20 protein-coding genes and 1 riboswitch are annotated in these 24,763 nt (G+C 72.8%); of the genes, 7 read left to right on the top strand and 13 right to left on the bottom strand.

The features are described from left to right. Nucleotides 1-53 precede the first annotated feature (53 nt). The 5 genes from O7599_RS19995 to hisC all read right to left on the bottom strand — a co-directional run bounded on the left by O7599_RS19995 (nucleotide 54) and on the right by hisC (nucleotide 9,746). The gene (locus tag O7599_RS19995) at nucleotides 54-1,784 is read right to left on the bottom strand and encodes a GAF domain-containing protein (RefSeq protein WP_281616968.1); all 1,731 of its coding nucleotides are present in this window, start codon (nucleotides 1,782-1,784) and stop codon (nucleotides 54-56) included. Continuing rightward, nucleotides 1,781-5,704, bottom strand: a complete 3,924-nt coding sequence (cydD, locus tag O7599_RS20000; RefSeq protein ID WP_281623447.1) for a thiol reductant ABC exporter subunit CydD — start codon at nucleotides 5,702-5,704, stop codon at nucleotides 1,781-1,783. Before cydD ends, O7599_RS19995 begins: the two co-directional genes overlap by 4 nt. A 1-nt stretch (nucleotide 5,705) precedes the next feature. Further along, nucleotides 5,706-6,782 carry a cytochrome d ubiquinol oxidase subunit II gene (cydB, locus tag O7599_RS20005; protein WP_281616969.1) on the bottom strand — a complete coding sequence of 359 codons (1,077 nt, stop codon included), beginning with the start codon at nucleotides 6,780-6,782 and terminating at the stop codon, nucleotides 5,706-5,708. 16 nt (nucleotides 6,783-6,798) lie between these two features. Beyond that, a complete protein-coding gene (locus O7599_RS20010; protein ID WP_281616970.1) occupies nucleotides 6,799-8,322 on the bottom strand; it encodes a cytochrome ubiquinol oxidase subunit I in 1,524 nt (507 codons plus the stop codon). Between the two features lie 296 nt (nucleotides 8,323-8,618). Next, on the bottom strand, nucleotides 8,619-9,746 hold the full coding sequence (gene hisC / locus O7599_RS20015; protein WP_281616971.1) for a histidinol-phosphate transaminase: 1,128 nt from the start codon (nucleotides 9,744-9,746) through the stop codon (nucleotides 8,619-8,621). Between the two features lie 418 nt (nucleotides 9,747-10,164). Between hisC and O7599_RS20020 the strand changes: the two genes are divergently transcribed. The 4 genes from O7599_RS20020 to O7599_RS20035 all read left to right on the top strand — a co-directional run bounded on the left by O7599_RS20020 (nucleotide 10,165) and on the right by O7599_RS20035 (nucleotide 14,575). Then, nucleotides 10,165-11,259, top strand: coding sequence for a LacI family DNA-binding transcriptional regulator (locus tag O7599_RS20020; RefSeq protein WP_281616972.1), 1,095 nt, complete (start codon nucleotides 10,165-10,167; stop codon nucleotides 11,257-11,259). Nucleotides 11,260-11,762: 503 nt separating this feature from the next. Continuing rightward, nucleotides 11,763-12,767 carry a metallophosphoesterase gene (locus O7599_RS20025; protein ID WP_281616973.1) on the top strand — a complete coding sequence of 335 codons (1,005 nt, stop codon included), beginning with the start codon at nucleotides 11,763-11,765 and terminating at the stop codon, nucleotides 12,765-12,767. Between the two features lie 177 nt (nucleotides 12,768-12,944). Next, nucleotides 12,945-13,856 carry a hypothetical protein gene (locus O7599_RS20030; RefSeq protein ID WP_281616974.1) on the top strand — a complete coding sequence of 304 codons (912 nt, stop codon included), beginning with the start codon at nucleotides 12,945-12,947 and terminating at the stop codon, nucleotides 13,854-13,856. An 86-nt stretch (nucleotides 13,857-13,942) separates the two neighbouring features. Next, nucleotides 13,943-14,575 carry an HAD-IB family phosphatase gene (locus O7599_RS20035; protein ID WP_281616975.1) on the top strand — a complete coding sequence of 211 codons (633 nt, stop codon included), beginning with the start codon at nucleotides 13,943-13,945 and terminating at the stop codon, nucleotides 14,573-14,575. 4 nt (nucleotides 14,576-14,579) lie between these two features. On the opposite strand, the gene O7599_RS20040 is transcribed toward O7599_RS20035, so the two are convergent. From O7599_RS20040 to O7599_RS20065, 6 genes are all read right to left on the bottom strand, one after another. Then, a complete protein-coding gene (locus O7599_RS20040; protein ID WP_281616976.1) occupies nucleotides 14,580-15,071 on the bottom strand; it encodes an NUDIX hydrolase in 492 nt (163 codons plus the stop codon). 201 nt (nucleotides 15,072-15,272) lie between these two features. Then, nucleotides 15,273-15,941 carry a WGxxGxxG family protein gene (locus O7599_RS20045; RefSeq protein WP_281616977.1) on the bottom strand — a complete coding sequence of 223 codons (669 nt, stop codon included), beginning with the start codon at nucleotides 15,939-15,941 and terminating at the stop codon, nucleotides 15,273-15,275. Between the two features lie 143 nt (nucleotides 15,942-16,084). Beyond that, entirely contained in the window at nucleotides 16,085-17,257 is a 1,173-nt protein-coding gene (locus O7599_RS20050) for a cystathionine gamma-lyase (RefSeq protein ID WP_281616978.1), read from the bottom strand. Then, nucleotides 17,254-18,234 (bottom strand): fructosamine kinase family protein, encoded by a 981-nt coding sequence (locus tag O7599_RS20055; protein WP_281616979.1) that lies wholly within the window; start codon nucleotides 18,232-18,234, stop codon nucleotides 17,254-17,256. Before O7599_RS20055 ends, O7599_RS20050 begins: the two co-directional genes overlap by 4 nt. Then, nucleotides 18,231-18,752 carry a low molecular weight protein-tyrosine-phosphatase gene (locus tag O7599_RS20060; protein ID WP_281616980.1) on the bottom strand — a complete coding sequence of 174 codons (522 nt, stop codon included), beginning with the start codon at nucleotides 18,750-18,752 and terminating at the stop codon, nucleotides 18,231-18,233. Before O7599_RS20060 ends, O7599_RS20055 begins: the two co-directional genes overlap by 4 nt. A gap of 125 nt (nucleotides 18,753-18,877) precedes the next feature. After that, a complete protein-coding gene (locus O7599_RS20065; protein WP_281616981.1) occupies nucleotides 18,878-19,252 on the bottom strand; it encodes a phage holin family protein in 375 nt (124 codons plus the stop codon). Between the two features lie 57 nt (nucleotides 19,253-19,309). Here O7599_RS20065 and O7599_RS20070 point away from each other — a divergent pair, with 57 nt between their 5' ends. Both O7599_RS20070 and O7599_RS20075 read left to right on the top strand, forming a co-directional pair. After that, complete coding sequence (locus O7599_RS20070) at nucleotides 19,310-19,627, top strand: cupin domain-containing protein (protein ID WP_281616982.1); 318 nt, start codon at nucleotides 19,310-19,312, stop codon at nucleotides 19,625-19,627. Nucleotides 19,628-19,764: 137 nt separating this feature from the next. After that, nucleotides 19,765-19,977 (top strand): DUF5326 family protein, encoded by a 213-nt coding sequence (locus tag O7599_RS20075; RefSeq protein WP_047020110.1) that lies wholly within the window; start codon nucleotides 19,765-19,767, stop codon nucleotides 19,975-19,977. A gap of 49 nt (nucleotides 19,978-20,026) precedes the next feature. Here O7599_RS20075 and O7599_RS20080 read toward each other — a convergent pair whose 3' ends face one another. Continuing rightward, nucleotides 20,027-21,487 carry a YibE/F family protein gene (locus tag O7599_RS20080; RefSeq protein ID WP_281616983.1) on the bottom strand — a complete coding sequence of 487 codons (1,461 nt, stop codon included), beginning with the start codon at nucleotides 21,485-21,487 and terminating at the stop codon, nucleotides 20,027-20,029. A 76-nt stretch (nucleotides 21,488-21,563) separates the two neighbouring features. Beyond that, a riboswitch (TPP riboswitch) is annotated at nucleotides 21,564-21,695 on the top strand. Here O7599_RS20080 and thiC point away from each other — a divergent pair. After that, complete coding sequence (gene thiC, locus O7599_RS20085; RefSeq protein WP_281616984.1) at nucleotides 21,688-23,487, top strand: phosphomethylpyrimidine synthase ThiC; 1,800 nt, start codon at nucleotides 21,688-21,690, stop codon at nucleotides 23,485-23,487. Its footprint overlaps the riboswitch before it by 8 nt. A gap of 837 nt (nucleotides 23,488-24,324) precedes the next feature. Here the strand turns inward: thiC and O7599_RS20090 are convergent. Next, a complete protein-coding gene (locus O7599_RS20090; RefSeq protein WP_281616985.1) occupies nucleotides 24,325-24,747 on the bottom strand; it encodes a hypothetical protein in 423 nt (140 codons plus the stop codon). Nucleotides 24,748-24,763: the final 16 nt, after the last annotated feature.

The following is a 24,763-nucleotide window of genomic DNA, read 5'->3' on the forward strand; positions in this document are numbered from 1 at the left end:
CACCGCTCTCGTCCGTGAACGGTGCTCTGGACGCAAGCCCCCGCCCCGCACCCCTACGCCGCCGCCCCCGCTGCCCCGCCCGCCCCCGCGGCCCCAGGCCCTCCCCCCGCCTCGCCGGCCGGCGCTTCCAGCGGCACCTCCCAGATCAGCGACGTCCCCCCGCCGCAGTCCCCCAGCCCCGCCCCGTACGTCGCCTGACCGCCCAGTTCCTCCGCCCGCCGCTCGATGTTGCGCAGCCCGCTCCGCCGCCCGTACGGCGGCAGCCCCCGCCCGTCGTCCGCCACCGTCAGCCGCACCGCGTCCCGCCCGTCCGCCAGCTCCGCCGTCGCGTCGACCACCACCCCCACCTGCCCCGCCCCCGCGTGCCGCGACGCGTTCGACAGCCCCTCCCGCAGCGCCGCCAGCAGTTGCCGCGCGATCCGCTCGTCCACCCGCTCGTCCACCGCCCCCACGAAGCTCGTCGACGGCTGGAACCCCAGCGGCGCCGCCGCCGTCGCGACCTCCCGCAGCACCAGCGCCCGCAGCCCCGTCGGCGCCTGTTCCGGCTCCTGCTGGAGCGCGTAGATCGTGCCCCGGATCTCCTCGATCGTGAGCTCCAGCGCGTCGACGGCCGCGTCGATCCGCTGGCGTACCTCCGGCGCCCGCTCCAGCCGCTTCGCCCCCTGCAACTGCATCCCGGTCGCGAACAGCCGCTGGATCACCAGGTCGTGCAGGTCCCGCGCGATCCGGTCGCGGTCCTCGTACACCGCCAGCCGCTCCCGGTCCCGCTGCACCTCCGACAGCATGAGCGCGAGCGCCGCCTGCCCCGCGAACTGCGTCGCCGACTGCTTCTCCGTCTCCCGGTACAGCCGGCCCCCCGGCGCCCGCGGCAGCGACAGCGCGCCCAGTACGCGCTTCCCGCTCCGCAGCGGCAGCATCATGCACGGCCCGAAGCGCCCCGCGCCGTCGCTCACCGCCCGCGGGTCGGCGCTCGCGTCGTCGAGGAAGACCTCCTTGCCCGCCAGCAGCGCCAGGACCGTCGGGCTGTACGACGGCAGCACCCGGCCCACGAGGTCCTCCACTCCCTCCCCGGCCACCGCCACGACCTCCAGCCACTCCGGCTCGTGCGCCCTGCCGCCACCGGCAGCACCACCGGCACCGCCACCGCCACCCGCGACGTCGCTCCCCGACCGCGGCAGCAGCACCACCCCGGCCATCGCGTCCGCGAGTCCCCGCGCCTGCTCCGCGATCACCCCCAGCGCGTCCCGCGCGTCCGCGCTCGACAGCAGCGCGGTCGTCACGGCGTGCGCCCCGTCGATCCACCGCTCCCGCTGCCGCGTCTCCAGGTGCAGCCGCGCGTTGCCGATCGCGATGCCCGCCTCGGTGGCGATGATCCGGACGAGGTGCAGGTCGTCGTCCTGGAACCGCCCGCCGCCGCGCTTCTGCGCCAGCACCAGGTCCCCGAAGTACCGCCCGTCCACGTCGATCGGCACCGTCAGCGTCGTCCCCGGCGCGTCCGGGATCTCGTCGAGACGGGCCCGGTCCACCTCGTCCACGCCGTACGACGCGAACTCGTCCAGGTCACCGCTCTGCTCGTCGATCACCACGATCGACGCGTACCGCGCCCCCGCCAGCTCCGCCGCCGTCTGCGCGATCACGTCGAGCGTGGGGTGGAGCTGCAGCCCCGTACCGATGGACCGCATGGCGGCCAGCAACTGGGTCACGCGCTCGGCCAGCTCGCTGGAGACCCCCTGCAGTCCGCGGGTGGCGCGGGCGGCGGCGTCCATGGAGTCGGCTGCGGTCATGTCCCGAGGGTAATAAGCGGCTCTCGGTGGGGAAAGTCGGGATTGTCGGTTACGCCGGGCCCGCGGCGGCCGTCCGGGCGCTCGTCCGGGTGGGGGTGCGGAGAGGTCTGCGGGTACGGGGACGGGTGTGCCCGCTCCCGTACCAGCGTGCGCCGGAACGGACCGTCCGCCTCCGCCAGCTCCGCGTACGCGCCGCGCTGCACCACCCGGCCGCGCTCCAGCACCACGATCTCGTCCACCGCCTCCAGCCCGGTCAGCCGGTGCGTGATGAGGACCGTCGTGCGGCCCTCGGTGGCGGCGAGCAGGTCGGCGGTCAGGGCGTCGGCGGTGGGCAGGTCGAGGTGTTCGGCGGGTTCGTCGAGCACGAGGACCGGGAAGTCGGCGAGCAGCGCGCGGGCCAGCGCGAGGCGCTGGCGCTGGCCGCCGGAGAGCCGGGCGCCGTGTTCGCCGACCGGGGTGTCGAGGCCGTGCGGGAGGGTCTCGACCCAGTCGAGGAGGCGGGCGGCGGCGAGGGCGGCGCGCAGGTCGTCGTCGGTGGCGCCGGTGCGTGCGAGGCGGAGGTTCTCGCGCAGGGTGCTGTCGAAGAGGTGGGCGTCCTGGGCGCAGAGGCCGACGAGGAGGCGTACGGCGTCGGGGTCGCAGGCGAGTGCGTCGGCGGTGCTCTCCTTTCGGAGCGGTGCTCTCGCGGGAGAGCGGTGCTCCGAGCCGAGAGCGCCGCTCTCCGCCGCCGGGCCCAGCCGGTACGCGCCCGTAACCGGATCCAGGAACCGCAGCAGCACGTGCGCCAGCGTCGTCTTCCCCGACCCCGACGCGCCCACCACCGCGACCCGCCGCCCCCGCGTCAGCGTCAGATCCACCCCGTCCAGCGCAAGACCGTCCTGCCCCGGATGCCGCGCCGACACCCCCGTCAGCGTCACCGGGAACGGATCCGCCGGTGGCAGCCCCGTCCCCTCCGCGGCCGGCGGCGGCGCGTCGAGGATCTCGTCGATGCGGGCGGCACTCCGCCGTACCCGGGCCCGCTGCTGCAGCGCCAGCGGCATCCCGTTCACCGCCTCGAACGCCGCGAGCGTCCCCAGCACCACCACCCCCAGCCACACGCCGCCCAAGCGCCCCTCGTACACCGCCTGGGCCCCGGCCGCCGCCGCGCCCACCACCGTCAGTCCGCAGATCAGCGCCGACAGCCCGGCGCCCAGCGCGAGCGCGGCGGCACTGCGGGCGGCGATCCGGGTCAGCCGGCGGTCGGCGTCGCGGAGCGCGGCGAGGCGGCGGGGCAGGGCGCCGGCGACGGCGAGTTCCGCGGTGCCGGTGAGCACGTCCACGACCTCCGTGGCGAGCGCGGCCCGCGCCGGCGCGAGCCGGGCCTCCGTCCGCCGGGCCGTGGCCGCGGCCAGCAGCGGCACCCCGACGCCCGCCGCCAGCAGCCCGGCGGCGAGCACGGCGCCGGCCTCGGGCAGCAGTACGGCGGCCGTCGCCACGGACGCGGTGCCGACCAGGGCCGCGGCGGAGACGGGCAGCAGCCAGCGCAGGTAGCGGTCCTGGAGGGTGTCGGTGTCCGCGACGAGCCGGGTGAGCAGGTCGCCGCGCCGGTGCGGGGCGAGGCCGGCGGGGGCGAGGCGTTCGAGCCGGGTGTACACGACGACGCGGAGGTCCGCGAGGATCCGTAGCACGGCGTCGTGGGAGACGAGGCGCTCGGCGTAGCGGAAGACGGCGCGCCCGATGCCGAACGCGCGGGTGGCGGTCACGGCGACCATCAGGTAGAGCACGGGCGGCTGCTCGGAGGCGCGGGAGATCAGCCACCCGGAGACACCCATGAGCCCGACGGCGGACGCGAGCGCGAGCGCGCCGAGCAGCGCGGCGAGCGCCAGCCTCCCGCGGGCGGTGGTGCTGCGGAGCGCGCCGCCGCCGCGGGGCGCCGCCTCGGGTCCGTACGACCCGTCGGGCACGGCGTGCGCAGCCTCGGGCTGCTTCTCGCGTACGGACCCGGCCGCCGGGACCGCCGCCGGGACCGCCGCGGGGACCGCCGCCGGGACCGGCTCCGGGCCCGCCGCCTCCGGCACTGCCTCCGGGGCCGCCGCAGTGACCCGTACCGCGTCCGTCCGCGCGGCCACCGGCGTGCGGTACTCCCCCAGCCGTACCACCCGGTCCGCCACCTCCAGCAGCGCCGGGCGGTGGGCCACGAGCAGCACCGTGCGGCCCCGGGCCAGCCGGGCGACCGCCGCGGTGACGGCGGCCTCGGTGTCGCCGTCGAGGGCGGCGGTGGGCTCGTCGAGGAGGACCACGGGCCGGTCGGCGAGGAAGGCCCGCGCGAGGGCGACCCGTTGCCGCTGGCCGGCGGAGAGGCCGGCGCCCGCCTCGCCGAGGACGGCGGCGGGGTCGAGGTCGCCCGCGGCGGCGTCGCGGAGTGCCCGGGCCACCTCGGCGTCGGTGGCGCCGGGGCGGGGGAGGCGGACGTTGTCGGCGATCGTGCCGGCGAAGAGCGCGGGCCGCTGCGGTACCCAGGCGACCTGCGCGTGCCAGGTCGGCAGGTCCAGCGCGGCGAGGTCGCGCCCGCCTATGAGCACCCGGCCGGCGGTGGGCCGTACGAGGCCGAGGAGCGCGGCGAGCAGCGTGGACTTGCCGCCGCCCGACGGCCCGGTCAGCGCCACGGTCTCGCCGGGGCGGAGCGTGAGGGTCGTACGCGGAAGGGAGTCCTCGGCCCGGCCCTCGTGCCGTACGACGAGCCCGTCGAGGGCGAGGGCGGCGCCGCGGGCGTCCGGGCAGGCGTTGTCGGTGGGGCGATCTACCCTTGGGCGGGCGTGCGGGGGTGAGCCGAAGGCGGCGCTGTCCGCGCCCCCTGCCTTCCCCGCGTCGTCTCCGCCCCCTGCGTCCGGCTCGTCGTTGTCGGTGGGGCGGCCTACCCTTGGGCGGGTGTGCGGGGTTGAGTCGGCTGTTTTCCGGGCTGCTCCGCGTTCCAGGACCGCGAAGACCCTGTCCGCCGCCGCCAGGCCCTCCGCCGCGGCGTGGTAGTGCGTGCCGACCTGGCGCAGCGGCAGATACGCCTCCGGGGCCAGGATCAGCACCACCAGCCCGGTGTACAGGTCCAGTTCGCCGTGGACCAGCCGCATCCCGATGGTGACCGCGACCAGCGCCACCGAGATCGTCGCCAGCAGCTCCAGCGCGAACGACGACAGGAAGGCGATCCGCAGCGTGCGCATCGTCGCGCGGCGGTAGTCGGCGGTGATGGTGCGGATGTTGTCGGCCTGCACCTTCGCCCTCCCGAAGACCTTGAGCGTCGGCAGGCCGGAGACGACGTCGAGGAAGTGGGCGGAGAGCCGGGACAGGGTGCGCCACTGCCGGTCGGTGGCCGCCTGGGTGGCCCAGCCGATGAGCACCATGAAGACCGGAATCAGCGGCAGCGTGCCGGCGATGATCGCGGCGGAGACCCAGTCGTCGGTGACGATGCGCGCCAGGACGGCCGCCGGGACGACGACGGCGAGGCCGAGTTGGGGAAGGTAGCGGGAGAAGTAGGCGTCCAGGGCGTCGATTCCGCGGGTGGCGAGCGCGGCGAGTTCGCCGGTGCGGAGTTCGCCGGTGCGGAGTTCGTCGGCGCGGGGTTCGCGGGCACCGTCGATCCGTACCGCCTCCGTCAGCAGCCGCATCCGCAGCTCCGACTTGACCGCCGCACTCGACCGGTGTGCCGCCAGCTCCGTCAGCCAGTTCACCGCCGCCCGCCCCACGGCGACCGCCGCGAGCAGCAGCAGCGGCGTACGCAGATCGGCGGCCGCCAGGCCGTCCTCGAACGCGCCGACGACGATCTCCGCCATCAGCACCGCCTGCGCGATGACCAGCCCCGCACCGGCCGCGCCCAGCGCGACCGTGGCGAGCAGGAACAGCCGGGTCGCGCGGGCGTACCGGGCCAGACGCGGGTCGACGGGCTTCATGTCACCGGCCCGCCCCGTCGCCAGCAGAACCGCCACCCTCACCGTCCGCACCCGCCAGGCCCGCCGCAGCCCCCACGTGCGCCTCCGGCGCGATGTGCTGCGTGCCGATCCGCTTGCGGAACACCCAGTACGTCCACCCCTGGTACATCAGCACCACCGGCGTGGCGATCCCCGCGCACCACGTCATGATCTTCAACGTGTACGGCGTCGACGAGGCGTTCTCCGCCGTCAGGCTCCACGCCGGGTTCAGCGACGACGGCATCACGTCCGGGTACAGCGCCAGGAACAGCGTCGCGACCGTGGCCACGACGGTCACCCCGGAGTAGAGGAACGACCACCCCTCCCGGCCCGCCGCCACCGCGCCCAGCGCGCACAGCAAGCCCGCCACCGCCACGATCAGCGTCACCAGGCTCCACGTGTCGCCGGTGTCCGCCTGGAGCCACAGCAGGAAGCCCAGCGTCAGCGCCGCCGTCGCCGTACCGAGGACGGCGGCCAGCCGGCGCGCGCGCATCCGGATGTCGCCGACGGTCTTCAGGGCCGTGAACACCGCGCCGTGGAAGGTGAAGAGGCAGAGTGTGACCAGCCCGCCCAGCAGCGCGAAGGGGTTGAGCAGGTCGAAGAAGTCGCCCACGTACTCCTTGTCCGGGCCGATCTTCACCCCGCGCACGATGTTGCCGAACGCGACCCCCCACAGGAACGCGGGCAGCAGGGAGGCCCAGAAGATGGCGAGTTCCCAGTTGCGCTGCCAGTGCTCCTCGGGGCGCTTGGCCCGGTACTCGAAGGCGACGCCGCGGATGATGAGGGAGACGAGGATGAGGAGCAGGGGCAGGTAGAAGCCGGAGAAGAGGGTGGCGTACCAGTCGGGGAAGGCGGCGAAGGTGGCGCCGGCCGCGCTGAGCAGCCAGACCTCGTTGCCGTCCCAGACCGGGCCGATGGTGTTGATGAGCACGCGCCGCTCGGCGCGGTCGCGGGCCAGCACCCGGGTGAGGACGCCGACGCCGAAGTCGAAGCCCTCCAGGAAGAAGTAGCCGGTCCACAGGACGGCGATGAGGACGAACCAGACGGTGTGCAGTTCCATGGCGTGGTCTCCCCCCTCAGTACGAGAAGGCCATGGGCCGGTCGGAGTCTTCGCGGTCGTGGCCGCCGATCTTCGTCGGCGGGTTGAGGTCGGACTCGGTGAGTTCGGGCGGTCCGGCCTTCACGTACTTGATCATCAGCTTGGCCTCGATGAAGGCGAGGGCCGCGTACAGGAGGGTGTAGACGCTCAGCGAGGCGATGACCTCGCCCTGTGAGACACCGGGGGAGACCGCGGAGGACGTGGGCAGGACGCCGTAGACGACCCAGGGCTGGCGGCCCGTCTCGGTGAAGATCCAGCCCCAGGAGCTGGCGATGAGCGGGAAGAGGAGGGTGAGGAGGCAGAGCCGCCAGTACCAGCCGCCGAGGCGGGCGCCGAGTTCGCGGTCCTTGGTGAGGGCGAGTCTGGGGACGTCGTCCTCGCCGGTACGGAGCCGGGCGGCGAGCCAGAACCGGCGGCGGGTGAGCCAGAGTCCGAGGACGCCGAGGCCCAGGGAGACCATCCCGAAGCCGATCATCCAGCGGAAGCTCCAGTACGCGAGCGGGATGTTGGGCCGGTAGTCGCCGAGGCCGAACGTGCCGTCGTACTTCTCCTTCAGCTCCTCGTTGGTGGGGTTGATGCCGGGGACGGCCTCGGAGAAGTTGTCGTGGGCGAGGAACGACAGCACGCCGGGGACCTCTATGGCGACCCTGTTGTGGCCCTTGTCGACGTCGCCGATGGCGAAGAGCGAGAAGGGCGCGGGCGCCTCGGTCTCCCACAGGGCCTCGGCGGAGGCCATCTTCATCGGCTGCTGGTCGTACATGATCTTGCCGAGGCGGTCGCCGGTGAACGCGGTGAGCAGCCCCGCCACGACCATCGTGATCAGGCCCAGCCGCAGCGAGCTGCGCATCACGGCGACGTGCCGGCCGCGCATCAGGTGGTACGCGGCGATCCCGACGACGAACGCGCCGCCGGTGAGGAAGGCCGCGGTGATGGTGTGGCAGAACTGCGCGACGGCGGTGTTCTGGCTGAGTACGCGCCAGAAGTCGGTCAGCTCGGCGCGGCCGGACTCCTCGTTCATGCGGTAGCCGACGGGGTGCTGCATCCAGGAGTTGGCGGCGAGGATGAAGTACGCGGAGAGCACGGTGCCGATCGCGACCATCCAGATGCAGGCGAGGTGGATCTTCTGCGGCAGCCGGTCCCAGCCGAAGATCCACAGGCCGACGAAGGTGGACTCGAAGAAGAAGGCGATCAGGGCTTCGAAGGCGAGGGGGGCACCGAAGACGTCGCCCACGAAGCGGGAGTAGTCGGACCAGTTCATGCCGAACTGGAACTCCTGGAGGATGCCGGTGACCACGCCCATGGCGATGTTGATCAGGAAGAGCTTCCCCCAGAACTTCGTCGCCCTGAGGTACTTCTCCCTGCCGGTGCGCACCCAGGCGGTCTGGAGCCCGGCGACGAGGGAGGCGAGGGAGATCGTCAGGGGGACGAAGAGGAAGTGGTAGACGGTGGTGATCCCGAACTGCCAGCGCGCCAGGGTCTCCGGGGCGAGTGCCAGATCCACGTGGGCTCCTCTCCGTGATCACGGGCACGGCACTGACGATGATCCACGCGCCGGTCGGCCGGTTGGGGCCGTGGCGGCATGGCATACGGGGGTAAACCCTTGCGAACAGCGCCGCTCGTGAATGAGTTCACATTCACAAGGTCCAGTGTGGCACAGCGCTTCCCCGGCCCTTCAGGGGGGTCCCCTACGTCGCGTTTCGGCAGGTCTGGGGGGTGCCGGGGAGGGAGGCGAGAGCGGTGCTCCGCGCGGAGAGCAGTGCTCACCGCCGCGCCCACCGGACCCGCCCCGGCCGCGCCCTACAACTCCTTGCGGAACTCTTCCGCCACCGCCAGCAGGATGTCGTTCGCCTCGGGCTCGCCCACCGAGGCCCGTACCCCGTCGCCCGCGAACGGCCGCACCACCGCGCCCGCCGCCTCGCACGCCGCCGCGAAGTCCAGGCTCCGCTCCCCCAGCCGCAGCCAGACGAAGTTCGCGTGCGTCTCCGGCACCGACCAGCCCTGCGCCAGCAGCCCCTCCCGCACCCGCGTGCGCTCCGCGACCAGCGCCTCCACCCGCTCCAGCAGCGCCGCCTCGCTGCGCAGCGAGGCGATCGCCGCCTCCTGCGCGATCTGGCTCACCCCGAACGGCACCGCCGTCTTCCGCAGCGCCGCCGCGACCGGCTCGTGCGCCACCGCGAAGCCGACCCGCAGCCCCGCCAGCCCGTACGCCTTGCTGAAGGTGCGCAGCACGCAGACGTTCGGCCGGTCCCGGTAGAACTCCAGGCCGTCCGGGATGCCGCCGTCCACGCCGTCGTCCCGTACGAACTGGCAGTACGCCTCGTCCAGCACCACCAGCACGTCCCGCGGCACCCGGTCGAGGAACCGCTCCAGCTCCCCGCGGCGCACCGCCGTGCCCGTCGGGTTGTTCGGCGTGCAGACGAAGATCAGCCGGGTGGCGTCCGTCACCGCGTCCGCCATCGCGTCCAGGTCGTGCCGCTCCTCCGCCGTCAGCGGAACCTGCACCGAGCGCGCGCCCGAGATCTGCGTGATGATCGGGTACGCCTCGAACGACCGCCACGCGTAGATCACTTCGTCGCCCGGCCCGGCCGTCGCCTGCAGCAACTGCTGGGCCACCCCCACAGAACCGGTGCCGATGGCGACGTGCTCGGGGGGCACGCCGAGGCGTGCGGCGATCTCGGCGGTGAGCGCGGTGCACGCCATGTCGGGGTAGCGGTTGAAGCTCCCGGCCGCCGCGACCGCCGCCTCCAGCACGCCGGGCAGCGGCGGGTAGGGGTTCTCGTTCGAGGAGAGCTTGTACGCCGCCGCCCCCGGGCCCGCGCTCGCCGCCGGCTTGCCCGGCTTGTACGTCGGGATGCCCGCCAGCGCGGCCCTCAGCCTGGGAGCACCGGGAGCCTCCGCAGCCCCGGAAGTTCTGTCGTTCGTCACCGCGGTCCTCCTCGACCGAGCCCGTACCCTGCTGTTACGCGCCGTAACCACCGGCCCCGTCCTGCCCGCCCCGGCCGCGGGCGGCACCCGAAGGGGCGCATCCACCCTCGCGCGCACGGGTGGCGGACGCCATGGCGCGCATCACCCGTGAAGGTGACTGAGACCTCTTCGAGACCTTCGCACCATGGCAGGTGCCACCCAGCTTGCGCCATCGACCGGGGGTCGACAATGGTGCAACCACTTGTCGTTCCATGGTCGTTTGACCGTTCCGCTCCTGCAGAATCGTGCCTGTCAGTTACGGTTCGGATTCTCCCGCAATCGAGCCATCCGAGCCCTACTATCAGCTCGCGATGACAAGCCTGACTGACTATTGCGGCTTGCACGGGGGACCACGTACGTGCTTGAAGAAAGAAGGCGCATGACCGGCTCGATCCAACCGCAAGTGAGCCGGCCGCCCAGCCGCAAGCTGGCGCGGGCGGGCATCCGGGATGTCGCCGCCGCCGCGGGCGTCTCGATCACCACCGTCTCCGACGCGCTGAACGGCAAGGGCCGGCTGCCGGAAGCGACCCGCCGGCACGTCCGCGAGGTCGCCGACCGCCTCGGCTACCGGCCCTCGGCCGCCGCCCGCGCCCTGCGCACCGGCAAGTCGGGGCTGATCGGCTTAACGGTGACGACGTACGGGGAAGAACCGTTCACCTTCACGGAGTTCGCGTACTTCGCCGAGATGGCCCGCGCCGCGACCTCCGCCGCCCTCGCCCGCGGCTACGCGCTGGTGATCCTTCCCGCGACCTCGCGCCACGACGTGTGGTCCAACGTCGCCCTCGACGGCACGGTGGTCATCGACCCGGCCGAGGGCGACCCGGTCGTCAGCGAGATCGTCCGGCAGGGCATCCCCGTGGTCAGCGACGGCCGCCCCGGCGGCTCCCTGCCCGTCACCGCCTGGGTCGACAACGACCACCAGGCCGCCGTCATGGACCTCCTCGACCACCTCGCCGAGTCCGGCGCCCGCCGCATCGGGCTGCTCACCGGCACCAGCACGGACACCTACACCCGGCTGTCCACCACCGCGTACCTCACCTGGTGCGAGCGCGTCGGACAGGACCCGGTCTACGAGTCCTACCCCGCCCACGACCCGCGGGCCGGCGCCGTCGCCGCCGACCGGCTGCTCGCCCGCCCCGACCGCCCGGACGCCGTCTACGGCCTCTTCGACCCCAACGGCACCGACCTCCTCGCCGCCACCCGCCGCTACGGCCTGCGGGTGCCCGACGACCTCATGCTCGTCTGCTGCAGCGAGTCCCCGGGCTACGCCTCCACCGACCCGCCCATCACCACGCTGTCGCTCAAGCCGCGCCGCATCGGCACGGCCGTCGTGCAGTTACTGATCGACGCCATCGAGGGAGTCGACACGGGCCGCCCCATCGAGCAGGTCATACCGACGGACCTGATCGTGCGGGCGTCCTCGCAGCGCCGCCCGCCGCGCACGGTCGTCAGCGCCCCGCGCCGCCCGGCGTAGCGGGCGGGGAGCGCGCCACGGCCGTACGGGACGGCCCCGGGCGGGGCCGTGCGGGACGGCGCCACGCGACGGGCCCACGCGACGGCCGTACGACCCGGGGTCGTACGGCCCGGCCCGCGCCCCGGGCCGTACGGCCGCCCGCGCCCCTGCCGTACGGCCTCCGCCGCGCTCCGCGGCCGGGCCGCCCCGCCGCGCTACGGCCCGGCCCGCGCCCCGGGCCGTACGGCGACTCACGCCCCGTGCGCCCCGCCCTCGCCGGCCCTCCGGCCGGGCTCGCGCCGGTCGTGCCCTGTTTGCCCGGTTCTGGTGCTCCGCCGGGCGTCCGTCTTCGGCAGCCGGAACCAATTGGCGGCCCCTGGTACCGCACAAGCTGCGACGGGCATTTCTATGATGGGCGCACGCACACCGCGGATCTCCTCCACCTGCACGGGGGAGCGGCACCTGGTCCCATGGCGGCCCGGTCGTGTCCCGGTGGCAGAACGGCGAGGCGGTGGAGGGGTTCGATGCAACAGGGGGCCGGTCAGACGCCGGGGCTGCGGACCACGGCTGGGGTGCCCGCCGGGGCGGCGCCCCCCGTCCCCGCGGCGCCGGCCGCCGGCGACGCCTACGGGCCCGCCGACGACGGGTACACCCCGACCCAGGCCGACCTGCCGGTGATCAGGCCGGGCGAGAACGGCGGCTACGGCCCGCTGTACGTCGTGGGCGACGTCCACGGCTATCTCGACGAGCTGCGCGCCGCGCTGCGCGCCCAGGGCATCGTCGACGAGGCCGACCGCTGGATCGCCGGCAACACCCGCGTGTGGTTCCTCGGCGACTTCACCGACCGCGGCCCGGACGGCATCGGCGTCATCGACCTCGTCATGCGGCTGTCCGCCGAGGCGGCGGCCGCCGGCGGCTACTGCAAGGCGCTCATGGGAAACCACGAGCTGCTGCTGCTCGGCGCCAAGCGCTTCGGCGACACGCCCGTCAACTCCGGTGCCGGCACCGCCTCCTTCCAGGCCGCCTGGCTGCTCAACGGCGGGCAGCGCACCGACATGGAGCGGCTGGAGGACGTCCACCTGCAGTGGATGGCGCGTCTCGACGCGATCCACCAGGAGGACGACCACCTCCTGGTGCACTCCGACACCACCGCGTACCTCGACTACGGTGACTCGATCGAGGGCGTCAACGACACCGTCCACGACATCCTCGCCCGCTCGGACGCGGACGAGGTGTGGGACCTCTTCCGCAAGTTCACCAAGCGCTTCGCCTTCCGCGACGAGGAGACGGGCCCCGCGGCGGTACGGGAACTGCTGGGCCGGTACGGCGGCGAGCGGCTGGTGCACGGGCACAGCCCGATCCCGTATCTGCTGGGGGAGGTGCCCAGCGAGGACACCGAAGGCGAGGAGCGGGGCGCCGCCGTGCAGGGCCCGCACATCTACGCGGACGACCTCGCCATCGCCATGGACGGCGGGGTCACCATGGCCGGAAAACTGCTTGTCGTGCGACTTCCGCTGATCGGGCGCTAGCGCAGGTCCGCGCGTCGTGCTCTAATACGGAACCTCCTTTTCTGAAAAGACACTTATCCGCCATACCCGAAGCGCTCTACCATCGGTAATAGGCTCTGCCGCCCAGGGCCTAGCGCCGCAGGCACGCTCCGTCCCCTGTTTGCCTTGTTGCCTGCCCATCCGGGGGAGCACAAGCACATGACCAGTGCGTCGCATCTGTTGACGGAGGACCGCCCGGACTTCGAGCGGCTCCTCGATACCGCGCTGTCCAATGCCGAGTTCGCGGTCGGCGCCGGCCGCGGCCGGCCGCTCGACCCCGAACGGCTGCGCGCCCGGGCCCTCGGTGCCACGGCCGAGATTTCCGCGACCGCGTCGGCCGAATACGAACATTACGTGGGGCTGCGCACGGAGTTGCGCCGGCCCGCGGCGAGCGGCGGGCCCCTGGGCGGGGGCGAGGGCATCCGCCTGACCGGCGGACAGGGCGGCGGCTCCAGCGCGGGCGTGGCCGCGGCGGCCGCGGTGCTGGTGCCGGTGCTGGCCGGCACGGCGGCGCTGATCTTCCTCCTCGTCGGCTATCTGCTGCAACTGATGGACCCCGAGCCCTCCGTGGCGTCCTCGATGCGCCAGGCGGGCTGGATCTTCGCGATGCTCGCGGTCGGCGCCATCGTCATCTCGATGGTCGCGCTGCTGCTGACGGCGGTGCGCAACGGTTCGACGTCCATCAGGGCGGCGGCCAGCCGGGATCTGACCGAGCAGGTCGACCGGGCCCGCGAGGAGTGGCGCGCGGCGCTGCTCGAACGGGGCATTCAGCCCTTCATCGAGCGGGCCCTCGCCGGCCCCGGAGCCGGCGGTCCCGAAGCGGGTGCCCCCGACGTCGGCGGTCCCGAGGTCGGCGGCCCCGACGTCGGCGGCCCTGAGGGCGGCGCCGGGGGCGGCGGGGCGTACCCCGCGGTCCGTACCGACCCCACCGCCACCCGCACCCCGCGCCTGGGCTACTCCCGCCCGGCGTTCTCCAGCCCCGACGACGGCCAGTCGACGGACGGACCGAGCTACTCGAGCCCGGACTTCACCAGCCCCGACTACGGCGGCCCGGAGCACGACCCGGACTGACTCCGACCGACCGCGACCGACTCCGGGGCCGTGCGGCGCAAGTAATCGTTTGTGGGCGACCGCGCGCACGTCCTAGCCTCACGGCCATGTCCCGGCTGCACATCTTCGACATGGACGGCACCCTGCTGCACGGCTCCTCCGCGAACATCGAACTGGCGCGGCAACTGGGCCTGGTCACGGAGTTCCGCGCGCTGGACGCGGCGTTCAGCTCCGGCGAGATCGACACCTACGTGTACGCCGAGCACGCCCACGCCATGTGGAGCAGCCTCACGCCCGAGATCCTCGCGCGGGCGTTCGCGGGCGCGCCGTGGCTCACGGGGATCCGGGAGGTGTGGGCGGACATCACCGAGCGTGGGGAGCGCTGCGCGGTCATCTCGCTGGCGCCCGGGTTCTTCGTCGAACGGCTGCTGGAGTGGGGGGTGCACGCGGCGCACGGTTCGCGGTTCCCGGCGCTGCCGTTCCGCGAGCCGGTGGACATGGCGGGCATCCTGGGGCCGCCGGACAAGGTGCGGATAGCCGACCTGCTGTGCGCGGAGTACGGGCTGACGCGGGCGGACTGCGTGGCGTACGGGGACTCCATGTCGGACACCGACCTGTTCGCGGTCGTGCCGCGGTCGGTCGCCGTGAACGCCGACCACCACGTGAGCGGGCTCGCCTCGCACGCGTACAGCGGGCGGGACCTGCGGGACGCGTACGCGCTGACGCGTACCGGCGGCTGACCCGTCAGCCGAAGTCGTCGGCGAGGACGGCGAGGACGCCCTCGATGTTCGCGCGCAGATAGGCGCGCAGACTGGGCGGGACGACGTCGACGGAGTCGACGCCCTCGCGGGTGAAGGGGATGCGCACCGCCTCGTACTCGCCGCAGGGCTCGTCGACTTCGGGGCCGTGGCGCCGGGTCAGGTCCATGGACGCCAGCCGGCAGGCGAAGAAGTGCTGCACCTTCACGCCGCGTGCGCCGTCGGGGCCTTGCGGCCCCTCGGGCACGGTGTCGACGAAGACGGGGACGACGCCGGTGACGCGGGCGCCCAGTTCCTCGTCGACCTCGCGGTGCAGGGCGGCGACGACGGAGGCGTCGGCGGGCTCGACGCCTCCGCCGGGGGTGATCCAGTACGGTTCGCGGCCCGGTTTGGTGCGTTTGATGAGCAGCATCTCGTCGCCGTCGAGGAGGACGGCGCGGGCGGTGCGCTTGACCACGGGCCGGTGGGACACGGTCATGGGATGTATGTGGCACGCGGGACGCCGGTCGAAACCCGCGCGCGCAGCGCGCGGGGGGACAACTCGCCGTCGAAGGCGCGGGAGTAGCGGCCGGCGCCGCGGTGCGCGGGCGTCCTGCTCACGGGTCCGGCGCCCGGGTGCCGCCGCTCGGCCCGGCGCGGGCCGGCCGCGGAACCCGGGCGCCGGTTGGGCGCCCGTGCGTCACCGCCGCTCGTCGTCGCCGCGGTCGCGGCGGGTGGTGTCGTCCTTGTCGTAGATGCGGTGGGTGCTGCCGCTCTCCTCGGTGCCGGGCCTCATCTCGTGCGCGGTGCCGCCGGTGATGTCGCTCTGCGTGGTGCGGCCGGACCGGTCGCCGGTGCCGGGCGCGGGGGACGTGCGGGACGCGGTGCCGCCGGGCATGCCGGAGTCGTCACCCTTCATCCCGGACGAGCCCGGCGTGCCGGACGTCTCACCGGACGCGCCGTGCCTGCCGCCGTGCATGCCGTGCTTGCCGTGCTTCTCGTGCCTCCCCTCACCCTGGCCGCGCATGTCCTCGTCGGCCGTGCGCGTCTGGCCGGTGTCCTTGCCGTGCCCGCGGTCCGTGCCGTAGTCGCGGCGCGTGCCGGTCGTCTGCGCGGCGCGGTTGGTGGTCTCGCCGCGGCGCGCGCCCGTACCGGACTTCTTCGCCAGACCGGCGAGGCCGAGGAGGCCGGCGAGGCCCAGCAGGCCCCAGTTGCTCGCGCTGTCGCCCTTCGGGCCGCGCGGGCCCTGCTCCTGCTGGACCGTGGTCTGGGGGCTGTCCGCCGGGGCCGCGGGCTGCGCGCTCGCGCCGGTCAGGGGGGCCAGGGCGATGACCCCGGCCGCGCCCAGTGTTGCGGCGATCTTACGCATGGTGTGATCTCCCTTGAGAGCTGTGCCGACGGGCGTCTCGAACGCGGCTCTCGACCCGCGTGCCCGCGGCTCCCCCACACACCATGAACACACGCCTTGCTGATTTACGCGAGTTTTATCTGTTTTGCCGGATTTTGCGGGCGTCAGCGGGCGAGGGCGTACGCCAGGGCTTCGCGCAGGTCGGCGACGAGGTCCGCGGTGTCCTCGACGCCCGCGGAGAACCGCACGAAGCCCTCCGGCACCGCGTCCCCGCCCCACCGCCCGCGCCGCTCCGCGGACGAGCGCACGCCGCCGAAGCTCGTCGCCTCGTCGACCAGCCGCGCCGCGCCCAGAAAACGCTCCGCCGCCGCCCGGTCCGGCAGCGTGAACGCCACCACGCACCCGTACCGCCCGGCCCGCATCTGGCGCGCTGCGAGCGCGTGCGCGGGGTCGGACGGCAGGCCGGGGTGGCGTACGTCCCGTACGCCCGGCGTCGCGTGCAGGGCCTCGGCGACGGCGAGCGCGTTCGCCGCCTGGCGCGCGGTGCGCAGCTCCAGGGTGGCCAGCGAACGGTGCGCGAGCCACGCCTCCATCGGTCCTGGGACGGCGCCCGCGGTCTTCCGCCACGTGCGCAGCCGGCGGGCGAGCGCGGGGTCGCGGGTGACGGCGTAGCCGAGGAGGACGTCGCCGTGGCCGGTGAGCGCCTTGGTGCCGCTGGCGACGGACAGGTCGGCGCCGAGTTCCAGGGGGCGCTGGCCGAGGGGGGTGGGCAGGGTGTTGTCGACGGCGACGAGCGCGCCCGCGGCGTGGGCGGCGGCGGCGAGGCGACGGACGTCGCAGACGTCGAGGCCGGGGTTGGACGGGGTCTCCAGCCACAGCAGGCGGGCGCCGTCGAGGAGCGCGGCCTGCGCGTCGCCGGCGGTGGGGGCGGCGCGTACCTCGGTGCCGTGTTCTTCGAGGAGGGTGCGCAGGCCGCCGGGGACGAGGTTGTAGCCGTCGGAGGGGAGGACGACGTGGCCCCGGGCAGCGGGGGCGGGTCCCGCCGGTCCGGGGACGGTCATGAGGACGGCGGTGATCGCGGCCATGCCGGAGGCGAACGCCACGGCCTCGGCGGGGACGCCGGGCGACTCCAGTTCGGCGAGGGCGGCTTCGAGGCGGGTCCAGGTGGGGTTGGCGTCGCGGCCGTAGTCGTAGGGGGCGCCGGCGACGTCACCGGGGAGGTGGTAGTGGGCGGCGAAGACGGGGCCGGGGAGGGCCGGTTCGTACGGCTCGGCGGCGGGGAGGCCGGCGCGTACGACGCGGGTGGCGTCGGCGTCCTGGGCGTCGTCGGGGGTCATCGGCCGGCTCCCGCCAGGGCCGCGCGCGCCGCGGCGCCGCACTGCGCGCCGTAGCCGGCGCCGAACAGCGCGGCGTGCACGAGCAGATGGTGGAGCTGGTACAGCGGCACCCGCCCGCGCCGGCCGGGCAGCGGGCGTACCTCCTCGTACGCCCCGAGCAGCCGCCCGAGCTGCGGGCAGCCGAACAGCTCCAGGAACGCGAGGTCCACCTCGGGGTGGCCGCCCTGCGCGGCGGGGTCGACGAGGTGCGCGCGGTCGTGGGCGGACCACTGCACGTTGCCCGACCACAGGTCGCCGTGGATGACCGCGGGCGGCTGCGGCGGGCCGGCGACCTCGTCGATCACGTCGCAGAGGTGCTCGACGGCGCGGGTGTCGGCGGGCGTGAGGGCGCCGTTGTCAGTGGCGAGACGTAGAAAGGGAAGCAGCCGGTGCCCGGCGTAGAAGCCGGGCCAGTCTGCGGGGGAGGCGGGCGCATGTGCGGCGTGCTGAGGGGGTGGTTCCGGCGCCGGTTCCGGGCTCTCGGGGGCTCCCGGGGCTCCGGGGGTGGCCGAGGCGCCCGGGGACGGCAGCGGGAGCGAGCCGATGTAGGCGGGCCAGGGAGTGCCGTAGGCGGCGGCGGGGGTGGTGTGCAGCGCGGCGAGGTCGCGGCCGAGCCGCTCGGCCTGCGCGGGGGTCGCGGGGCCCGGCTCGATCCACTCCAGCAGGATCATCCCGGGCTCCTCGCCGAGCACGGCGGGGACGGGGACCGTGCCGGTGCCGGCGAGGAGGCGCAGCCCGTGTGCCTCGGCGGCGAAGAAGTCGGCGGGCGCGCCGGCGCGGGTCTTGGCGAACACCCGGCGGCCGTCGGCGAGTTCGAGGCGGTGCGCGGCGGAGATGTCCCCGCCGCCGACGCGGCGTGCGGCGCGTACCGGAGCGCCGGCGAGCGCGGCGGCGCGTGCCTCGACGCCCCGGAGGGCGCCGGTGTCCGGGGTGCTCACGGGCGGGCGGTGAGTTCGTCGCGTACGGCCTGGAGAAGGCCCTCGGCGGCGGTCTCGATCAGGTCCAGAGCCTCTTCGAAGCCGCGGGTGCCGCCGTAGTACGGGTCCTCGACGTCGGTCAGGTCGAGGTCGGGCGCGAAGGAGAGCAGCAGCCGTACCTTCTCGGCGTCGGCGGGCGTCGGCGCGATCTTGAGGAGGCGGCGGACGTGCCCGCTGTCGAGGCCGAGGACCAGGTCGCGTTCGGCGAACCAGTCGGGCGTGAACTGCCGGGCGGTGTGCGCCAGCTCGTAGCCGTGCTCGGTGAGCACGGCGGCGGCGCGCGGGTCGGTGGCCTCGCCGACGTGCCAGCCGTCGGTGCCGGCGCTGTCCACCTCGATCTCGCCGTCGAGCCCCGCCTCCGCGACCCGGGCGCGGAGGACGGCCTCGGCCATCGGCGAGCGGCAGATGTTGCCGGTGCAGACGAAGCAGACGCGGAAAGGCGCGGGAAGGGGGCGTTCGCTCGTTCGCATGCGCTCCATCCTGCCTCAGCCGGGGCCGGGGCGCCCGGTGCCGGAGGCGGGTTCCCGCCGGGGCGGAGTCCGCCGCTCCGCGCCGTACCGGCGCCCGCGGGCTCACGGCCTCGTTCGCGGCCTCAGTCGTGGCCTCAGTCGCGGTCGAGGACCATGCTCGTCGCCCACGAGACGATGCTGATCACCAGCCCGCCGAGCACCGCCGTCCAGAATCCGTCCACGTGGAAGCTCAGGTCCGCCTCGTCCGCTATCCAGGAGGTGAGCATCAGCATCAGCGCGTTGATCACGAGCGTGAACAACCCGAGGGTCAGCAGCAGCAGCGGCAGCGACAGGAGTTGCACGAGGGGCTTGACGACGAAGTTCACGACGCCGAAGATCAACGCGACCAGCAGCAGTGTGACGGCCTTGTCGGCGTTGTCGTCACCGGTCAGTCCGATGTCGGGGATCAGCCAGACGGCGACCGCGAGGGCGGCGGCGTTGGCGACGGTCTTGATCAGGAAAGTCTTCATTGGTGTGATCGTTCCAGAGGTAGTCGGGAGCACCACGGACGCGGAGGGCGGGGCACGATGAAGGCATTCCGGCTGGACGACCTGGAGGCGGAGCGCCGTGCGAACGACGGAGCGTACCTCCAGTTCCTCCGGGAACGGAACATGTCGGTGGGCCTGTACGCGCTCGACGCCGGATCGCCCGACCCGCAGCAGCCCCACCGCCAGGACGAGGTCTACGTGATCATGAGCGGTCGCGGCTCCGTCACCGTCGGCGACGAGACCCTGCAGGTCGGCAGGGGCTGCGTCGTCTACGTGCCGGCGGGCGTGCCGCATCGTTTCCACCACATCACCGAGGATCTCCGGGTTCTGGTGGTCTTCTCTCCACCCGAGGCCTGAATCAGTCCCTCAGGGGTGCCTCAGGGTTCGTTCCGGGGTGGACCGGGGAAGGGGGCACTCCCGTCCGCCCTTCCGGCGACTTAGCATCGAAGGCACCGGGACAACCCCGGCGTACCGGAGGAGGAATGACCGTGTCCGTGAAAGAGATCACCGCGGGGCTGCCGTGGTGGGTGACGTGGGTGCTGATCCCGGCGATCGTGCTGGTGGTCTTCGGCAGCCTGATCATGGCGCTGGTCGGTTTCATCATCGGCCTGCTGTTCAAGGTGCTGCTGGCCGCGGCGCTGATCGCGGGTGCGATCTTCCTGGTGCGGAAGTTCATGACCGCGTCGTCGTCGAAGAACGACTGGTAGACGACCGGCCGGCCAGCCGGCCGGCAGCCCGCCGTCCTCGCCTCCGGCGCTACTTCCGGCGCCGCCGACCGCCGCCGCCCCGGCGGCGGGCGCGGCCCTCGGGAGGAGCCGCGGCGGCGCCGGAGCCCGTGCCCGCCCAGCCCGCCGGTCCCGCACCGGCCCCGGGCCCCGTGCCCGGTCCGCCACCCGGCCATGATCCCGGTCCGCCACCCGGCCCCGGCCCTCCAGCCGGTCCCATGCCCGCGCCCGGCCCCGCCTCCCGGCCCCGGTCGGCGGAGACGACGAGCGCCGCGAGCCCCGTGGTCAGCGGCACCGAGGCGACCAGCCCGATGCTGCCGACGAGGGTCCGTACGATCTCCTCGGCGACGAACTCGCTCGTCGCCACCGTGCCGACGCCCTGGTCGGCGATCGTGAAGAGCAGCAGCAGCGGCAGCGCCGCTCCCGCGTACGCGAGGACCAGCGTGTTCACCACCGAAGCGATGTGATCCCGCCCGATCCGCATCGCGGACGCGTACAGCTTCCGCCACGGCGCCGACGGATCGGCCTGCCGCAGCTCCCACACCGCGGACGCCTGCGTCACCGTCACGTCGTCGAGCACCCCGAGCGAGCCGATCAGCACCCCCGCCAGCAGCAGCCCGCTCATGTCGATGTCCGGGTACTGGGTGTGGATGAGCCCCGTGAAGTCGTCGGTGTTCCCGGTCAGTTTCGACCAGCCGATGAACAGCGAGCCCAGCAGCCCGATCAGCAGCAGCGACACCAGCGTGCCCAGGGCCGCCACCGACGTACGCACGTTGAACCCGTGACAGAGATACAGCGCGATCAGCATGATGGCGCTGCCCCCGACCACCGCCACCACCAGCGGATTCGACCCGTCGAGGATCGCCGGCAGGATGAACAGGATCAGGACCAGGAAGCTCACCGCCAGCGCCGCGAGCGCCGCCAGCCCGCGCAGCCGCCCCACCGCGACCACCGCCAGCGCGAACACCAGCGCCAGCACCGCCATCGGCACCGTACGCACCACGTCGGAGACGGCGTACTGCAGCTCACGCGGCGCATCCGGCGAATAGGAGACGACGAGTTCCTGCCCCACGTCGTACCGCCGCGACGCGTCGGGCGCGACGATCTCGGTGAAGGTACGTCCCTTGTGCTTGCCCGACGTCACCTCGATCGTCGCCCGCTCGCACATCGCGTCCTCGTCGGGCCGCGGCTCGTCCGCGTTTCCGCCGCCGCCCGGCGTCGCCGGCTCCTGGATCTGGGCGCCCACGTCCGCGCACCTGACCTCTTCGATCTTGGTGACCTTCGCCCGCTGCCGCTCCTGGTCGAAGCCGACGCCGCTGCGCGCGCCGCCCGGTTCGTCGCCGGGCCACAGCGCGATCAGCCCGGCGAGCACCGCCAGCGCGAACGGGACGAGCAGCGCCGCGATCACCGTACGCAGCCGGTGCGAGGCCGGCGGGGGCGGCGTGCCGTGGCCGTGGCCGTGGTTCTGTTCGTGGCTGTGCGAAGGGGTCACCGCCAGATCATCGCAGGAGCGCGCCCCCGGTGCCCTCTTTCGTGCCGGGGCGTCCACCGGTTAGCGTGGTCCGCGAAATGCACACCGCGGGAGCTCGGAGCACCGGGCTGAGAGGGCGCTGACGGATCCGGAACCGGACCGAAGCTGCGCCGACCGCCGAACCTGTTACCGGGTAATGCCGGCGTAGGGAGTGGGTCTCCATGACCGTTTCGGATGCACGTACGCCCGCCACCGCGGACTCCGCGAAGTCCGCCGACTCGACGGCGATCGGCTGGCACAAGGACCACGTCGAGCACCCCGCGCGGCCCGACATCAGGGTCCCGGTGCGGCGCGTACACCTCACGAACGGCCGGGACGTGACGCTGTACGACACGTCCGGGCCGTACACCGACCCGACCACCGACACCGACGTCCGCCGCGGGCTCGCCCCGCTGCGCGACAACTGGATCATCGCCCGCGGCGACACCGAGGAGTACGCGGGCCGCCCGCCCCGCCCCGAGGACGACGGCCTCAAGCACACCTCCCCCCGCGGCGGCCTGCGCAACCTCGACGCCGTCTTCCCCGGCCGCCCGCGCCAGCCGCGGCGCGCCCGCGGCGCGGCGGTCACGCAACTCGCGTACGCCAGACGCGGGGAGGTCACCGCGGAGATGGAGTTCGTCGCGCTGCGCGAGCGGGTCGAGCCCGCCTTCGTCCGCGACGAGATCGCGGCCGGCCGCGCCGTACTCCCCGCGAACGTCAACCACCCCGAGTCCGAACCGATGATCATCGGGAAGAACTTCCTGGTGAAGGTCAACGCCAACATCGGCAACTCCGCCGTCACCTCCTCCATCGAGGAGGAGGTGGAGAAGATGACGTGGGCCACCCGCTGGGGCGCCGACACGGTCATGGACCTGTCCACCGGCCGCAACATCCACACCACCCGCGAGTGGATCCTGCGCAACTCCCCCGTGCCCATCGGCACCGTGCCGCTCTACCAGGCCCTGGAGAAGGTCGACGGCCGCGCGGAGGAGCTGAGCTGGGACGTCTACAAGGACACCGTCGTCGAACAGTGCGAGCAGGGCGTCGACTACATGACCGTCCACGCGGGCGTCCTGCTGCGCTACGTCCCCCTCACCGCCCGCCGCAAGACGGGCATCGTCTCCCGCGGCGGCTCCATCATGGCCGCCTGGTGCCTGGCCCACCACCGCGAGTCGTTCCTCTACACCCACTTCGACGAGCTGTGCGAGATCCTCGCCGCGTACGACGTGACGTTCTCCCTCGGCGACGGCCTGCGCCCCGGCTCGATCGCGGACGCCAACGACGAGGCGCAGTTCGCGGAGCTGCACACCCTCGGCGAGCTGAACCGGGTCGCGAAGTCGCACGGCGTGCAGACCATGATCGAGGGCCCGGGACACGTCCCGATGCACAAGATCAAGGAGAACGTCGACCTGCAGCAGGAGATCTGCGAAGAGGCCCCGTTCTACACCCTCGGCCCCCTGGCCACCGACATCGCCCCCGCCTACGACCACATCACCTCCGGCATCGGGGCGGCGATGATCGCCTGGTGGGGCACGGCGATGCTCTGCTACGTCACCCCGAAGGAACACCTGGGCCTGCCGGACCGCGACGACGTCAAGACCGGCGTCATCACGTACAAGATCGCCGCCCACGCCGCGGACCTCGCCAAGGGCCACCCGGGCGCCCAGGACTGGGACGACGCCCTGTCGGACGCGCGCTTCGAGTTCCGCTGGGAGGACCAGTTCAACCTGGCCCTGGACCCGGACACGGCGCGCGAGTTCCACGACGCGACGCTGCCGGCGGAGCCGGCGAAGACGGCGCACTTCTGCTCGATGTGCGGACCGAAGTTCTGCTCAATGAAAATTAGCAAATCAGTAATAGAGCGCTTCGGTGGCGACGTGCCCGCCGACGCCACGGAGGAGGAGGCTGCCGCCGGCATGCTCCAGAAGTCACGGGAGTTCGCAGAGAGCGGCCACCGCGTCTACCTCCCGGTCGCGGACTGACGCACCAACGCACTCCACGCGGGCCCCGCTCAACTCCGAGCGGGGCCCGCTGCCGTCCGGCGGTCTCGTCCGCCCACTGCTCCCCCCGGTACGGTCGTAGCCGTGTCCGGCGTGCGTCGGGTTGGTCACCGTAGTGCGTGCGCCGGTGGATCGCGCACGACTCGGGGAGCTGGTTCTGGCAGTGGCGTCTGACGCTGCTCGGTCATCGGAAGAGGGGGTCGCGTTTCGGCACATTCTCGGGATCGCAAGATCTGTACCAATTGTGAGTCAAATTAGGTGATCGAGATTCAGCAGATATGGATATCCCTTCGTTCCTTACGCTCAAACCCGCCTGCCCCTGTCGGGCAGAGCAAGAGGAAGAGGGAAACTTTTTCCGCTTCACTAGAGCAGTCTGAACAGTACTTCACAGCTGCGGAACGAGTCGGATACGAGACCCGGCCAGTACTTGCATTTTATGGCCTCTCTCAACTGGGTCGCGCCATTGCGGCAGCAACACATGCCGACAGATGTGCATCCTCTACCGATTGGCAGCTTTCCGGTCACGGCTTAAGAATTCCTGGGATATCCCAAGCCGTCACAAGAGATAGTATCGGAACATTGACGATTCGAGACCACGGTAAAGGTGCATTTACTCAGCTCGCAAAACTTCTCGACTCTCCGTCGCTTGCCTCTCCGGTAAAACTATCTGAGATATGGGACTCCGTCCCAGAGATGAACGGACACTTTCTTTCTGGAGGTGGTCTATATCCAGCTTTAAGTCGATGGCCCCGGCCCACGGCCGGCCCGACACCGCACTCGGTCTGCTCGATTAAGTGGACAGACTCCCGTCGGGACTTTTTACAGGTCGTCGTCCCCGCAGAGGGACTGCCACTTGTCCTCGGCTGCCGAGGCCCTGTAGAACGCCGCCTTCGTCCGGCTCGCATCTGTCACCGGGAGCGAGTCCCCGTAGTCCTGGTAGCCATACGAGGACTCACGCAGGCTCGAACGAAGCTCTTTGTCGTCAGTAAGGCTCGACGCCTCAAGCAGCCGCTGGGCGTACTCGTGCATCTCTGCCCGGACTTCAGCGCGTGAGGCTTCCCCGATAATTTTGTTGGCATGGCGAGCATCGATCGCCATGCTGCATGCGTCGCTCCGGTCAGGGGCACCAGCGTTTCTCAGATCGTCAAAATTCGTGATGCCAAAGAACGCCAGGACCCCGATGACCGACACCACGATCCCGAGCCACGTTGCAAACTTCTGCGCATCAGACGCCTCGGCCACCCCTGTGCCCCTTCCT

Origin of the sequence: Streptomyces sp. WMMC500, assembly GCF_027497195.1 — a bacterium.
GTDB lineage: Bacteria > Actinomycetota > Actinomycetes > Streptomycetales > Streptomycetaceae > Streptomyces.

Coding starts and splice junctions, on each gene's coding strand:
- O7599_RS19995 (WP_281616968.1), bottom strand. CDS start 1,784: ATGACCGCAGCCGACTCCATGGACGCCGCCGCCCGCGCCACCCGCGGA.
- cydD (WP_281623447.1), bottom strand. CDS start 5,704: ATGAAGCCCGTCGACCCGCGTCTGGCCCGGTACGCCCGCGCGACCCGG.
- cydB (WP_281616969.1), bottom strand. CDS start 6,782: ATGGAACTGCACACCGTCTGGTTCGTCCTCATCGCCGTCCTGTGGACC.
- O7599_RS20020 (WP_281616972.1), top strand. CDS start 10,165: ATGACCGGCTCGATCCAACCGCAAGTGAGCCGGCCGCCCAGCCGCAAG.
- O7599_RS20025 (WP_281616973.1), top strand. CDS start 11,763: ATGCAACAGGGGGCCGGTCAGACGCCGGGGCTGCGGACCACGGCTGGG.
- O7599_RS20030 (WP_281616974.1), top strand. CDS start 12,945: ATGACCAGTGCGTCGCATCTGTTGACGGAGGACCGCCCGGACTTCGAG.
- O7599_RS20035 (WP_281616975.1), top strand. CDS start 13,943: ATGTCCCGGCTGCACATCTTCGACATGGACGGCACCCTGCTGCACGGC.
- O7599_RS20040 (WP_281616976.1), bottom strand. CDS start 15,071: ATGACCGTGTCCCACCGGCCCGTGGTCAAGCGCACCGCCCGCGCCGTC.
- O7599_RS20045 (WP_281616977.1), bottom strand. CDS start 15,941: ATGCGTAAGATCGCCGCAACACTGGGCGCGGCCGGGGTCATCGCCCTG.
- O7599_RS20050 (WP_281616978.1), bottom strand. CDS start 17,257: ATGACCCCCGACGACGCCCAGGACGCCGACGCCACCCGCGTCGTACGC.
- O7599_RS20060 (WP_281616980.1), bottom strand. CDS start 18,752: ATGGAGCGCATGCGAACGAGCGAACGCCCCCTTCCCGCGCCTTTCCGC.
- O7599_RS20065 (WP_281616981.1), bottom strand. CDS start 19,252: ATGAAGACTTTCCTGATCAAGACCGTCGCCAACGCCGCCGCCCTCGCG.
- O7599_RS20070 (WP_281616982.1), top strand. CDS start 19,310: ATGAAGGCATTCCGGCTGGACGACCTGGAGGCGGAGCGCCGTGCGAAC.
- thiC (WP_281616984.1), top strand. CDS start 21,688: ATGACCGTTTCGGATGCACGTACGCCCGCCACCGCGGACTCCGCGAAG.